The sequence below is a fragment of the Syntrophotalea sp. genome, assembly GCF_050253115.1.
Lineage (GTDB): Bacteria > Desulfobacterota > Desulfuromonadia > Desulfuromonadales > Syntrophotaleaceae > Syntrophotalea > Syntrophotalea acetylenica.
Genome location: NZ_JBFWJQ010000012.1, coordinates 1 through 13991 on the forward strand (window position 1 = coordinate 1; position 13991 = coordinate 13991).

Sequence of the window (13991 nt, forward strand, 5' to 3'; positions counted from 1 at the left end):
CCCATCGAAAGCCTCCTTTCCTGAGAACTTTGAGCGGTTCACAGAGGGGAGGCTTTCATTTACTCCCGGTACTGTCAAACTTTACAAGTCCCCCGGCAGAGCCGGGGGGTTTCCTATCGCACTAAAAAGAGCGGCCGGGATTGCTCCCGGCCGCTCCTGATCGTACCTTGCTCGTTGACCGTCCGGATGTCACGCAGTGACCATTCGGCAAGTCGATACGGGCGATGATTACATGGCTGCCTTGTAGATAGCGATGACCTGATCCAGAGTAGCTTTGCGGGGATTGGTCAGCATGCAGGCGTCCTTCTGAGCATTTTCAGCCATGGTCTTGAGGTCTGCTTCTTTAACATTCAGCTCGGTCAGACCGGCAGGAATGCCGATGGAAGCGGACAGTTCGCGGATGGCTTCGATACCGGCGGCGGCAGCTTCGATCACGCTCAGGCCCTCGGTGTTGACGCCCATGAAGTCGGCGATGTCAGCAAAGCGGTCCGGGCAGGCGATCAGGTTGAAATCGCAAACGGACGGCAGCAGGATAGCGTTGCAGACACCGTGGGGCAGGTTGTAGAAGCCGCCCAGCTGATGAGCCATGGCGTGTACGTAGCCGAGGGAGGCGTTGTTGAACGCCATGCCGGCCAGGTACTGAGCGTAGCACATAGCGTCGCGGGCTTCGATGTTGGCGCCCATGGCAACGGCGGGACGCAGCCACTGGGCGATCAGACGGATGGCTTTTTCAGCGCAGGCGTCGGTGATCGGAGTAGCGATGGTGGAAACATAAGCTTCGATAGCGTGGGTCAGAGCGTCCATGCCGGTGGCGGCGGTCAGTGCGGGGGGCTTGCCCAGCATCAGAACGGGATCGTCAACAGCGATCAACGGCGTTACACGCCAGTCAACGATAGCCATTTTGACATGGGTATCCAAGTTGGTGATGATGCAGAAGCGGGTCATTTCGGAAGCGGTACCCGCGGTGGTGTTGATGGCGATGAGGGGAGTCATGGGCACGGTGCTCTTGTTCACGCCCTCGTAATCGCGGATGTTGCCGCCGCCAGCGGTAACCAGGCCGATGCCTTTGGCGCAGTCATGGGAAGAACCGCCACCCAGAGAGACGATAAAGTCACAGCCGTTGTCGGTGAAAACCTTAACGCCGTCATGCACGTTCTTGTCGGTCGGGTTGGGCTCGGCACCGGGGTAGATGACGACGTCAACACCAGCGGCTTTAACATAGCCGGCGATGGTATCGGCAACACCCATTTTCATCAAACCGGCGTCGGTAACGAGAAGGGCTTTTTTAGCGCCGAGTTCTTTGGCCTTGGGACCAACTTCTTTGGCGCAACCAGGACCCATCAGGGTAACGCTGGGGATGAAAAAGCCGTAGGTGGTTTCTGCGAGGTTGACAATTGGCATGATTAATCCTCCTAGATTGAGCGTTGATGGAAATAACCCACACAACCAAAACTGCCCGAATTACTTACTACAATGAAAAATACAAATCAAACCATTTTTTTAAACTATTGTTTCCGTATACGTTACGTTCGAAATATCCCAAAGGGTATTAAAAAATATTTTTCGTATACGAAAATGCGTCAACTAGAAAATAACGACTATAACTTGATAAGTTATCGGTTTTTTCAAATTCAAATACAAAAAGAATTTATAAGGTATACGATACTTTTATAACTAATAAAAAGTTGGTTGTTTTGAAAGAATTTTTTAGAAATTATCACCAGAAAACTTTTTCAGTAGCACTTATGATCGATTTCATCGAAACAAAATACTTCAATTTTAAAACAGTATTTTGTTGATTTTTTGTCTGGTCTACAGGTTGCGGAATTTTTTTAATAACGGAAAAACACCTATTCAATGGCGATTTGTAAAAAAATCAACAATCAAGGACCTAAAACCCATATAATTACTTAACAATTTTCTTCAAAAGGCATACAAACATCGTTTCAAACAAATGCGCCGCCAAGGGAACTCTGGGAAGAGCATGAAACCATGAACGTTTGCGGGGAAAATCAATGGAGCATTGCAGCCCCAAACTACGGCAGGAGAGACCGCACAGGACGCACCCCAATCGTGTACATCCAAAGCGATAGTCTCGAAATCAACTAATGTTCAACCGGAGTTTTCAGATGGGAAAGGGGCAAAAAAAGCCGGCTCATGGCCGGCTTCGATTCGGAACAAATTACCCTGCCACCTTTATGGAAATAATACAGCCACGAAGCATTGCGGGGTCCTGGAAATACGGGACAGGTCCACGGAATGGAATTTTCGAGATGCCATCAGCATTCAATCTCGACAAATTCCATATCGTAGAGATCGATGGACAGGCAGCGGCGGCGGGCAAGAGTCCCCCGATTCAGCAAGATCTTGCAGGCTTCGGCTACCTCAAGGCTGGCAACAACGGCGGGCGTAAAGGAGGGGTTTCCAAGTTGCTTTTCCAGCCCCCCTTCCTGCGAATTATGGGAAAAGAATTTCTGCAAGGTCCGCTCGCCGGGAAACTGGGTCATCAGATATCCGTACCAGCCCGCTATCGCACCGTGCACCAGGGGAATGCCCAGGTCCTGGCAGACCTCCGCCAACTCCAGACGCACCGCAATGCTATCGAGCGCATCGACCGCAACCTGGCTGCCTTCCAGTATCTGCTTGCCATTGTCCCGGCTAAAAGCCAGACCCACGGGAAGAAGCTCCACGGCGGGGTTGACCCTGTCGACCCGACGCGCCGCAGCCGCGACCTTTTTGATTCCCAGAAAATCCGGAGTGGCCAACAGCTGGCGATTCATGTTGTGTTCTTCGAAAACATCGGGATCCACCGCAACGATGGTGCCGACCCCAAGGCGCGCAAGCTCTTCGATAATGTAGCCGCCAAGCCCTCCGCAACCGATAACCGTTACCTTGCTTCTATAAAACTTCAGCTGATCGTCAAGGCAAAACATATTGCGGTTACGCTGATAGCGAGCTGGCAACAAGCCGTTTTCAAGAGCGACGCCCTCGACCTCGCGGACACTTATTTTAAACCGATTGGCGGCTGACAGCTGATCTGCCCAAAGCAGCAGGTCGTCCTTGGCTCTTTCTTTCAGCCAGCTCAGCAGTTCTGCCATGTCACCCTCCGCCAACTTTGGGAAACAGGGAAACGGTTTCCCCGTCCTGCAAAACCTGCTCCGGCAAAACATGCCGTCCGTTGATCAGTGCTACGCCCAATTCAGGGAGTTCGATCGCCAGTTCGGCGAGCACATCCGCTACAGTGCAACCTTCAGGGACGTCCCGTTCGGCAACCTTGAAACGGTTTACTCGAAAACCCGCAAACAGCTTTACCGTTACCTTCATTGTAATTTTCCCCCTGTCTCCCGGAACAAATGGCGGCATGCCATCAAGCCCGATCATGGCCTTCGCGCCAAACCTACGCGAAGAATCTACCTTTCCATCAAGGATTATGCAAGCAAAACCGTCGTCTTAGGCTGTTCGCCGTGACCCGCCCGAAAACTCTGTTCATGGCTTTTGAAAGTCTTGTAACCTGAAAAAAGGGCACCCTCGGGATGCCCTTTTGGTCAGAAATCCGGGATTATCAGAAATCCCAGAATGCGTCGAGCTCCTCATCGGAAAAATCCCAGACAGCGTTGTGCGGAGGAATCGCTTCATAGGAAAAAAATTCCGGCAGGCGGTCATCGGCGGGACCAAACCCGGCGGCAATGTTGAAGTCGTGTTCCAGCTTGAGAATGTTTTTTCCCAACTCGGTGACGTCATCAGCCGTCAGGCTCAGATCATAGGCGGCATTGATGAGATCGATGAGCGCGGTAAAAGACTCGGGGATATCCAGAGCCGGGAAAGCAATGAACACGCACATGCCGGTACTGTCCACGGCAGCGGTTGCAATCTGCAGGTTGCGGGACAGATCGACCTGTCCGTCCTTCTTCAGCGGATCGACATAGCCGCCAACCTTGAGGATGTTGGTGGCGATGGTATAGCCCGCGGTATGATCGGCCCCCATGGTGGAGGTGGCATAGGTTACGCCGATACCTTTGACGGCTCGCGGATCGTAAGCCGGAATACCCTGATTTTTTACCACGGGTACCCGCACCAGACCATAGGCCTTGCCCACCGATGCGGTTCCGTTGCCAAGAATCCGCCCCAAGGGCGTCCCCTTGCCTATCTCTTCCCGCAACACACGCTGGCACTCCTTGCCATCCCCCCAGGCAATGATGCCCGCCTCCATGGCAGCGGACAGCAGCACGGCTCCTTCGATGGAATCAATGCCGATATCGTCCATAAGATGATCGCAGATCGCGATATCGTCAAGATCCTCGATCATGGCATTGGCGCCAAGTCCCCAGATCGTTTCATATTCAAACCCGGAGGTGATGTACCCTCCCGCCTTGTCCACATAAACCTGAGAGCATTGAATAATGCAGCCTGCATGACAACCATGCTTATGCTTGCCACCCCGGGCAACAATGGTGTCGTGCATGGTTTCACCGCAGATCTTTTCGTGGTGAGCGCATTGTCCGTAGCGAAAATTTTTGGTGGGCAAGCCACCGGCTTCGTTGAGAATATTGATGAGGATATTGGTGCCGTAAGTGGGCAACCCCTCGCCACTGACCGGATGATCGAGCAGTGACTTGGCGAAAATCTTGGCCGCCTCGCGGAACTTGTCGGGATTCGCGATGGGCACCTTGCCGGCCCCGGCATCATCGATCGTAATGCATTTGATCCTTTTGGCCCCCATCACCGCGCCCAGCCCCCCGCGGCCATGGCTGCGGATTTTCTGATCGGGATCCTTCACGGAAATATTGGCGGCACACATACGCAACTCCCCGGGCACACCGATGGACATCACCCCTATCTTGGGGCCGTAAGTATCGATCATCTTATCGATAACGGCAAAATTCTGCTTGCCCGCCAGTTCGGCGGCGGATTCAATGGAGACGCCCTGCTGCGTCACATGCAGGCGATACCATGTGTCCCCGGCTGGCAAGCCTTCGACAATAAGGGCCTTGATCCCGAGGCGAGCCAACTGCTGTGCCGCTGTTCCACCGGCATTACTTTCCTTGATGGTACCGGTAAGGGGGCTTTTGGCGCCCGCCGAAAGCCGGCCGGACTGGGCTGCCGGAGTCCCGGACAACAGCCCCGGCGCAAACACCAGTTTATTGTTGGGCCCGAGAGGATGACACCCGGGAGGGACTTCCTCGGCAACGATGGTCGAGGTCAGGCCACGGCCTCCAAGACCCGCCCATCGTGTCGGGACCGGCTCAACACTGACCGTCAACTGCGACATGTCGACACGAATAACCTTGTTCATTTCGGCTTCCTTCCATTTGTGGGTTTGATTCGCGGGAACGCAAGGTGTCTCTCCGACACACGCCCCCCCCTCATGCCAGACACTGGCAACCACATTTCAAATGGCGAAAACTGACACGCCGAAGGATTTCTCCGTGGAACATATACTGTGATTATATCCCGCAGGATGTTTCAACGCAAAAAAGGAGCAACAGAAAACTTTTCCATTGCTCCGCACTATTGAACACAAAAAATTTTGAGATCGCGCCCGCGAAAACGCGGGCGCGATAGTGGTAAAACCGGATGATTACATGGCAGCTTTGTAGATGCCGATGATTTGATCCAGGGTAGCTTTACGGGGGTTGGTAAGTCCGCAAGCGTCTTTCATGGCGTTTTCGGCCATGGTCTTGAGGTCTGCTTCTTTAACATTCAGTTCGGCCAAGCCGGACGGGATGCCGATGGAAGCGGACAGTTCGCGGATGGCTTCGATACCGGCAGCGGCTGCTTCGGTAATGCTCAGGCCTTCGGTCGGCACGCCCATGAAACGGGCGATGTCAGCGTAGCGATCCGGGCAGGCGATCAGGTTGAAGTCGCAGACGGCCGGCAGCAGGATGGCGTTGCAGACGCCGTGGGGCAGATTGTAGAAGCCGCCCAGCTGGTGAGCCATGGCATGTACGTGACCCAGAGAAGCGTTGTTGAAGGCCATGCCGGCCATGTATTGTGCATAGCACATGGCGTCGCGAGCAGCGATGTTGGAGCCGAGTGCAACGGCGGGACGCAGCCACTGGGCGATCAGACGGATGGCTTTTTCAGCAACGGCGTCGGTGATCGGGGTGGCGATGGTGGAGACATAGGCTTCCACGGCGTGGGTCAGGGCGTCCATACCGGTAGCGGCGGTCAGTGCGGGGGGCTTGCCCAGCATCAGGATGGGATCGTCGATCGCCACGATCGGGGTTACACGCCAGTCAACGATAGCCATTTTGACATGGGTATCGGTATTGGTGATGATGCAGAAGCGGGTCATTTCAGAAGCGGTACCCGCGGTGGTGTTGATGGAGATCAGGGGAGTCAGAGGCACGGAGCTCTTGTTTACGCCCTCGTAATCGCGGATGTTGCCGCCGCCAGCGGCAACCAGGCCGACGCCTTTGGCGCAGTCATGGGAAGAACCGCCACCCAGAGAAACGAGGAAATCACAACCGTTGTCCTTGAATGCCTTCAAGCCAGCGGCGACGTTTTGGTCGGTCGGGTTGGGTTCGGCACCAGGGAAAATAGCTACATCGACGCCAGCTTCTTTCAGATAACCGGCGATTTTTTCGGACACGCCCATTTTATGGAGACCGGCGTCGGTGATGATCAACGCTTTTTTAGCGCCCAGCTCTTTCGCCTTGGGGCCGACTTCCTTGGCACAACCAGGGCCCATCAGGGTAACGCTAGGAATGAAGAAGCCGAAAGTAGTTTCTGCGAGATTTACAACGGGCATGATGAATCCTCCTCATAAGATGAGTTTTTGTGAAAGCACCAAGCTCTCACACACTAAGTGGAACATCCGCTTGAAAATCTTACTACGTAATGCCGACACAAATTCAAAGACAGCTCAAATCACAATACCGCGTCTCTGGTGAGTCACCTCCTTCCGCACGATGTAGCGATTACTCGACTCAAATAAAGCATTTGTTTACTTTTTGTCAAAACACCGTTTTTGAATTTCCGGGTCGCGGTTTATTGACAATAGCAATTAGGGTGCCAGCAACTCTTGCGATGTTTCCTGCATAAACAAAACGGTGGAACTTTTAATCGCCTCGCCACTGGGTGAACTGGGCAACCCCTGTCGCCTTGGGCAAAACTCTCTTCAAGAAAAACAAAACACGGTTCGCTTTTTACTGAAACCAGCCTGAAACCAAGCCGGAATACGGTGAAGCCAGCGTGAATCGCCCATGTTCCATAAGTTATCCATTATATCAATCGCGTTGCGTTCCGTATCGTTTTGGAACACCAGGGAGAAATCGTACCGCATCGCCGCCCTCTCCGCTAACCCGGGCAAACTGTTGCCGCTTTTGTTTGTGGTTGAAAAATTCCCGACATTATTCTAACTTGGGAGGCCGTTCAGGGGCCTGGTGAAGGACGGCCTGCTTTTCGCGGACGGACATGACTGTTATCGCAGCGCTGTCCGCCCCGGAAAAAGTGTCGAACTCGAACACTGTTATTCAGGCTGCATTACCGACGGGGCCGATGGCGCCCGGGCAAGGTTTTCCGCGTAGAAAATCCCTGCGCCTCGCACGGGAGATCTGTGGCGTTTCGGTGACAGGCGAAACCTGTCCCACCGCGCCCTGCTGACCGAAACGATTGTCCACCGAATCTTCTGTTTTCAAAGAACTCCAGCTTCCGCGGCTCTCTCAAGCACGACGACTGCCGGTTTAGCAGAGTTTTCTTGAACCGCATCGCCGTGGGCGCTTTTTTCGCAAAGACGTCGTTTTATTCGTCATATTCTTGTTTGTACATAATACATCCCGCCCATGCCTGCCGTCTTCGATGGCGACAAACCATGGGCGGCAATTTGTGCGGGTGGGTGCCCGATGCCGTCTCGCGGGCAATTCCAGTTCACGCAGCCATGCCGGACGGACGACAAATATCACGCTCGAAGGAGACCAATTCATCATGCCGAGCTTTTATGAAGCCAGAAAACTTATTCTTGACAGCGTTCCCCTCCTTGGCCGGGAGAGGGTCTTGATCACCGATGCTGTCGGCCGCGTTCTGTCCGAAGACCTCACCGCGACCTGGGATATGCCGCGATGGACCAATTCAGCCATGGACGGATATGCCGTGCGCAGTCAGGACTGCCAGCAAGCCGGCCGCCTTCAGGTCATCGACTTTGTCGCCGCAGGAGGCGCTTCGGAAAAAATCGTCACAGCCGGCACCGCCATCAAAATCATGACCGGCGCGCCGTTGCCCCAGGGAGTCGATGCTATCATTCCCGTCGAGGAAACCACCCTGGATGGGACGGATATCCTGGTTCATGAAAAGGTGAAACCTGGCGCCCACGTCCGACCCCGTGGCGAAGATGTCAAGATGGGAGAATGTATCGTTCCGCGCGGAACACTGCTGCGCCCTGCTGAAATCGGCATGCTGGCTTCCTACGGAAAAGCCTTCGTATCCGTGTATCGCAAACCCCGCGTCGCTGTTTTGTCCACGGGGGACGAACTGGTGGAAATTGGCGATACGCTCGCCGAGGACCGGATCATCAACAGCAATTCCCTGGCGCTGGCAGCAGCCCTCAAGGAAATCGGCGCCGAACCGATGATGCTCGGCATCGCGGCGGACAACCGTGTCAGCCACATGGAAAAAATCAGCGAAGGGCTCAAGGCCGACGCGCTGATCACGTCCGCGGGGGTCTCGACAGGCGACCGGGACTTCGTGCGCGCCGTACTGGACGAACTTGGGGCGAAAACCCTGTTCTGCAAAGTCGACATAAAGCCCGGAAGGCCGACCACCTTTGCCTTAAAAAATGACAAGCCGGTATTTTCCCTGCCTGGCAACCCGGTGTCGACCATGATCACCTTTGAAGAGCTGGTCAAGCCGGCGCTGCTGAAAATGATGGGGCATGCGCGGGTCATCAAGCAGGAATTTGAAGCGGTTCTGGACACCGGTCTGAGCAAAAAACGGCTTGGCGTGCTCAACTTTCAGCGGGTGAAAATTACCGTTCGCGATGGCAGATACTTTGCCAGCTGCGCCGGCGACCAGAATACCGGGATACTCAAAACCATGGTGCGTGCCGATGCTCTGGCCCTGCTGCCGGAGCACAAGGATTCCTTTAATGTAGGCGATGTCGTCAAGGTCCACATGCTGAGTCCCCATATCGCCATGGAAGCGTTCTGACGTCCCTAAACGCGGGCGTGTTTTTCATATCGCGTTTCCGGCGGCCTCCGCCTGGCGACGCGACCCGCCCGGAGGATGGAATGAACGGTTTTTACTTTGATATTGCATGCTTTGGCTTCCGGCTTTGAAAAAGTTTGTTTTGACTCCAACTGCCGAATCACTATACTGTAAACGTCATACGGCCGTTTCGGTTGACGTTTGCGATGGAATGCCCCGTTTCTGTTTGCATCGGGGCGGGTTCGAGCCTCCTTGTGATAAACCCGGCACCACCGAAACATTCCACCGTCGGCTGGACCAGTGATGAACCCGTACCCTGAGGGAGATGCCGTGAGCATTCGGAAATTCGTCACGCCGGAAATCATTTTCGGGCAGGGGGCACTCAGCCAGATCGGAGATAGTGCCGCGCGCAGTGGTGCGTCCAAGGTCTTCGTCGTCACGGACCAGGGGCTTATCGAAGCCGGCTGGGTCGACAAGGCGCTGCACTATCTGCGTACCGCCGGGCTGGAATACGAAATTTTTTCCTCCATCACATCCAATCCCAAGGACTTTGAAGTCGCCGAAGGGGTCACCCACTACCTGCGGTCCCGGTGCGATGCGCTGGTGGCCGTGGGAGGCGGCAGCCCGGCGGATACCGCCAAGGCTATCGCCATGCTGGCGACCAATGGCGGCGAGTTGCAGGATTACGAAGGAGTGAACAGAATCCGCCATCCGCTGCCGCCCATGGTGATTGTGCCAAGCACCGCGGGTACCGGTTCGGAAGTCAGCCAGTTCGCCATCATCGTTGACCACCAGCGCCGATTGAAGATGTCGATCATTTCCAAGTCACTGATTCCCGACATTGCCATCATCGACCCGGATCTGCTCAACACCAAACCCCCCAGGCTCGCCGCGGCCACCGGCATCGATGCCCTGTCCCATGCTATTGAATCCTATGTTTCACTGGCCGCGACCCCGTTGACCGACATTCACGCCCTCAATGCCATCCGCCTGATCTTCGGCAACCTCAAGCGCTCGGTGTTCGACCGCCATGACGCCGAGGCAAACAACAACATGGCCATGGCCAGCCTCAATGCCGGCATAGCCTTTTCGAATGCAATCCTGGGCGCCGGGCATGCCATGACGCACCAGATCGACGGCCTTTTGGACACCCATCACGGCGAGACCAATGCCACTTTGCTGCCCCATGTCATGCAGTTCAATCTTCCCGAATGCCGCCAGAAGTTTACGCAAATAGCCCGACAGATCGAGGCTTCCGCAACGGATCAGGATCGATGCGAGGATCTCTCGGAACAGGCCATCGAGGCGGTGCGCAGGCTGACAAGGGACATCGGCCTGCACAAAAGCCTGGCCGATGTCGGCCTGAAAAAGGAAAGCATCAAAACCCTGAGCCAGAACGCCCTTAACGATGCCTGTCTGGTGACCAATCCCCGCAACGCGACCGCCGAGGATATCGAACAGTTGTTTCTCAAGGCTTTTTAGGACGCCGGTTACCCGGCAGGCGGGAAGAACGTCCTTCGCACGTTCCCGTAACCTGCCGGATTTATGCACAACTTCATGCCAATCCACTTTTGCAACGGTCGGGACCATGCTCGATAAAAAATCGCTTATTGAGAATCTGACGGGGGTCAACTCCTCGAAGCTGAATTATTACGTCGAACTCAAAAAGCGAAATGCGGAAATCCTCAAACAGAACAGCAGACTTGAAATCCTCCATCAACTTTCCAGGGACATCAACCTTGAGATGTCCACCGAAGATATGATCGAGAGGGCCTACCGGCAATTGCACCGCGCCTTGCCCTGCGACTTCCTGGCCCTGGCGCTGCTGCGGGGAGACGATCTCAGCATGCGCGCCGTGATCCCCCTGAAGCCGCGACGGCTGCCGGTTATCCCTGCCGGTTCCTTTGTCTGGGATGCGATGCGCACTGGCAAGGTGCGCATGTACGAGCCGGCACAGACCGCCGATCCATTTTTCAGGGTCTATCCGGAGCTGGCCAGGGATCTGCGCTGCATGGCCATCGCACCTCTGTTCATGCGCACCGCCATTCAGGGGCTTCTGCTGGTCGGGAGCACCCAGAAAAATGCCTATGCCAAAGAAGAGCTCGGGTTTCTGCAACACCTTGCGGACCACCTGACCATCAGCATCCAGAATGCCCGCCTCTACAAGGAGGTATCCCGGGCGCAGCAGGGCTGGGAAGCCACTTTCAAGGCCGTCACCGACCCGATTCTGCTGCTGGACCCGGACTACAATATTTTGCTCGACAACGGCCGGCAAATGCCTGAAATGGTTTCGGATCAGGCGGGCGCCAGAGGAATGAAGTGCTATGCGCGTCTTTACGGCCGTGACGTCCCCTGCGAGGGATGCCCCATGGAAACGCTCAAGAAGGATCCCAAACCGGTTTTCAAGCGGCTGGAAACCGATTCCGGCCTGGTCCTCGACCTCTTCTATTATCCGGTCCTGGATGAAAACCGACGCCTCACCGCCATTACCCACATCATCAAGGATGTCACGCAAAAAACCAACATGGAGGCCAAGCTCATGCATTCGGCACGACTTGCCGCCATCGGCGAAATGGCTGCCGGCGTCGCGCATGAACTCAACAGTCCCATGACCGTGATCATCGGTACCGCGCAGCTGATTCATCGCGAGTTTGAAAATCACCGGGAAATCCGCGAACCGCTGGAAGACATCGTCAACTGCGGCCTGCGCTGCAAGCGTATTATTCAGAATCTGCTGACTTTTTCCCGCCAGGACCACCTGCCCATGGCGGAAACGGACATCAACGAGGAAATCGAACGCGTCCTGCACCTCATCTATTATCAGATCGATCGCAATCAGATCAGCGTCTGCAAAAACCTTGATCCCAATCTGCCCTTTACCAAGGCTAACGGGCGTCAGATTCAGCAGGTTCTGACCAATCTTCTCATCAATGCCAGGGATGCCCTGGCTGGCGTCGACCGTGAAAAGATCATCGAAGTGACATCACGCTGTGAATGCAATAGCAATGGACAGTGGATCATTATTTCTGTAAAAGACAACGGCATAGGGATCCCGGCGAAAAACCTGCAGCGGGTGTTCACGCCCTTTTATACCAGCAAGGAAGAATCCAAAGGAACCGGGCTGGGGCTGTCCGTCAGCCTGGGCATTGCCGAAGCACACGGAGGCTCTCTGGAAGTGGAAAGCACCTGCGGCCAGGGCAGCTGTTTTTCACTGCGCCTGCCGGTCAAAAAAGGTCCGGCTTACGATTTGAATATCTAAATCCAAAGGTGGTGTAATCTTGTCAAAGGTAAGTGTCCTGATCATCGATGACGAGGAATCTGTCTGTACATTTTTCCGGCGTCTGCTGCAAAGAAAAGGATATCGGACCGTTACCGCGGTCAATGAAGAGGAAGCGCTGCGGGCTCTGGACTGCGGCACCTACAACGTGGCCATGGTAGACCTGAAGCTGCCAGACACCGACGGCCTGACCCTGTTGAAACATATCAAGGCGCGGCAGCCTGCCTGCGAGGTCATTATCATGACCGGCTTCAGCACCATCAAAACCGCAGTGCAGGCCATGCAACTGGGCGCTTACGAATATCTGGAAAAACCCTTTGAAGACATCAAGCTTATCGAAAGGCTGATCGAAAAAGCCACCGCGGTCAGCTGCCAGGGCCCCAGGGAAGAAGAGGAGGAATGGAGTGAGCTGGCCAAATCGACCGGATTCCTGGTCGGCAACTGCCCCGACATGCGGCATCTCGTCTCCCTGGCCTACAAAATTGCGCCGAAAGACATCAGCGTCCTGATTCAGGGTGAAACCGGCACCGGCAAGGAAGTGCTGGCACGATTCATTCATACGGCTTCGGCCCGCTCCGATCAGATGTTTATCCCCATCAACTGCGGGGCCCTGTCGGACAACCTGCTGGAAAGCGAACTTTTCGGCCACGAACGCGGGTCCTTCACCGGCGCCGGCAACATGCGCCGTGGCATTTTTGAGATGGCCAACAAGGGAACCCTGTTTCTCGATGAAATCGGCGAGGCCAGCCTGGCCATTCAGGTCAAGTTGCTGCGCGTGCTGGAAACAGGGGAATTCATGCGCCTGGGCGGGGAAAAGCAGATCCATTGCGACGTTCGGGTGATTTCAGCGTCCAACGTCGACCTGGAAGAGGCCATGCTGCGGCGGGAGTTTCGCGAAGACCTTTTTTACCGTCTCAACGTGGTCAAGCTGGTCATCCCGCCATTGCGTTCCCGGGCGCAGGACATTCCAATGCTGGCCAGATATTTCGTCAAGCAGTTCAACCCGACCCTCACCCTCTCGGAGGAAATCCTCGATTTGCTGTGCCAGTACGACTGGCCGGGCAATATCCGCGAACTTTCCAACACGCTGCGCCAGGCGGTAGCGTTGTGCGACGGCAAGGTCATTCTTCCCGAACATTTTTCCGGCAAGCTGACCGCCAGCAAACCGCGTTCGGCCGCGCAAAACGGGCAACAGGCCATGACCGCCGCACCCGCCTGCGAAGTCTCGTCGCACCAAGCCCAACCGCCGATGGAAAGATTCTGGGAACATTACGGCACTCCGGAGGCATTGTCCCAGCTTTCAGACGGCGAATTGACCCAGTTGCTGAATTCCCTGCGGGGGCTCGAAGCCAACCTGTATGCCGTCATGCGTCAGAAAGGGCTTTCCTCATCTGGTAGCGAGGCATTGCGGGACTCGGAGGCTGCCTCCATCAAACGCACCCTGTTGCAGCACCGCTGGAACATCACCGAAGCTGCCCGCTCCCTTGGTATCGCCCGCAACACCCTGCATCGCAAGATCAAGAAATACGGGTTGCAAAATCAGTAAGATCCATAATCGTCCGCGGCAAGGCCG

The 13991-nt window shown here is 55.2% G+C and carries 9 protein-coding genes; 4 read left to right on the plus strand and 5 right to left on the minus strand.

The features are described 5' to 3' along the window. Nucleotides 1-228 precede the first annotated feature (228 nt). From mdh (AB7E65_RS02550) to mdh (AB7E65_RS02570), 5 genes are all read right to left on the minus strand, one after another. Nucleotides 229-1401: an iron-dependent methanol dehydrogenase gene (gene mdh / locus AB7E65_RS02550; protein ID WP_072286459.1), complete on the minus strand. Its 1173-nt coding sequence runs from the start codon at nt 1399-1401 to the stop codon at nt 229-231. 878 nt (nt 1402-2279) lie between these two features. Beyond that, nucleotides 2280-3098, minus strand: coding sequence for a HesA/MoeB/ThiF family protein (locus tag AB7E65_RS02555; protein ID WP_072286460.1), 819 nt, complete (start codon nt 3096-3098; stop codon nt 2280-2282). 1 nt (nt 3099) lies between these two features. Then, nucleotides 3100-3324 carry a MoaD/ThiS family protein gene (locus AB7E65_RS02560; RefSeq protein WP_072286461.1) on the minus strand — a complete coding sequence of 75 codons (225 nt, stop codon included), beginning with the start codon at nt 3322-3324 and terminating at the stop codon, nt 3100-3102. A gap of 238 nt (nt 3325-3562) precedes the next feature. Next, nucleotides 3563-5293, minus strand: coding sequence for an aldehyde ferredoxin oxidoreductase family protein (locus AB7E65_RS02565; RefSeq protein WP_320361032.1), 1731 nt, complete (start codon nt 5291-5293; stop codon nt 3563-3565). Nucleotides 5294-5578: 285 nt separating this feature from the next. Further along, on the minus strand, nt 5579-6751 hold the full coding sequence (mdh, locus tag AB7E65_RS02570) for an iron-dependent methanol dehydrogenase (protein ID WP_072286463.1): 1173 nt from the start codon (nt 6749-6751) through the stop codon (nt 5579-5581). A 1175-nt stretch (nt 6752-7926) separates the two neighbouring features. Between mdh (AB7E65_RS02570) and AB7E65_RS02575 the strand changes: the two genes are divergently transcribed. From AB7E65_RS02575 to AB7E65_RS02590, 4 genes are all read left to right on the plus strand, one after another. After that, the gene (locus AB7E65_RS02575; RefSeq protein WP_428745210.1) at nt 7927-9144 is read left to right on the plus strand and encodes a molybdopterin molybdotransferase MoeA; all 1218 of its coding nucleotides are present in this window, start codon (nt 7927-7929) and stop codon (nt 9142-9144) included. Nucleotides 9145-9471: 327 nt separating this feature from the next. Further along, a complete protein-coding gene (locus AB7E65_RS02580; protein WP_072286466.1) occupies nt 9472-10623 on the plus strand; it encodes an iron-containing alcohol dehydrogenase in 1152 nt (383 codons plus the stop codon). Nucleotides 10624-10729: 106 nt separating this feature from the next. Further along, complete coding sequence (locus tag AB7E65_RS02585; RefSeq protein WP_072286467.1) at nt 10730-12400, plus strand: GAF domain-containing sensor histidine kinase; 1671 nt, start codon at nt 10730-10732, stop codon at nt 12398-12400. A gap of 19 nt (nt 12401-12419) precedes the next feature. Beyond that, entirely contained in the window at nt 12420-13964 is a 1545-nt protein-coding gene (locus AB7E65_RS02590) for a sigma-54-dependent transcriptional regulator (RefSeq protein ID WP_072286468.1), read from the plus strand. Nucleotides 13965-13991 lie beyond the last annotated feature (27 nt).

Coding starts and splice junctions, on each gene's coding strand:
- mdh (WP_072286459.1), bottom strand. CDS start 1,401: ATGCCAATTGTCAACCTCGCAGAAACCACCTACGGCTTTTTCATCCCC.
- AB7E65_RS02555 (WP_072286460.1), bottom strand. CDS start 3,098: ATGGCAGAACTGCTGAGCTGGCTGAAAGAAAGAGCCAAGGACGACCTG.
- AB7E65_RS02560 (WP_072286461.1), bottom strand. CDS start 3,324: ATGAAGGTAACGGTAAAGCTGTTTGCGGGTTTTCGAGTAAACCGTTTC.
- AB7E65_RS02565 (WP_320361032.1), bottom strand. CDS start 5,293: ATGAACAAGGTTATTCGTGTCGACATGTCGCAGTTGACGGTCAGTGTT.
- mdh (WP_072286463.1), bottom strand. CDS start 6,751: ATGCCCGTTGTAAATCTCGCAGAAACTACTTTCGGCTTCTTCATTCCT.
- AB7E65_RS02575 (WP_428745210.1), top strand. CDS start 7,927: ATGCCGAGCTTTTATGAAGCCAGAAAACTTATTCTTGACAGCGTTCCC.
- AB7E65_RS02585 (WP_072286467.1), top strand. CDS start 10,730: ATGCTCGATAAAAAATCGCTTATTGAGAATCTGACGGGGGTCAACTCC.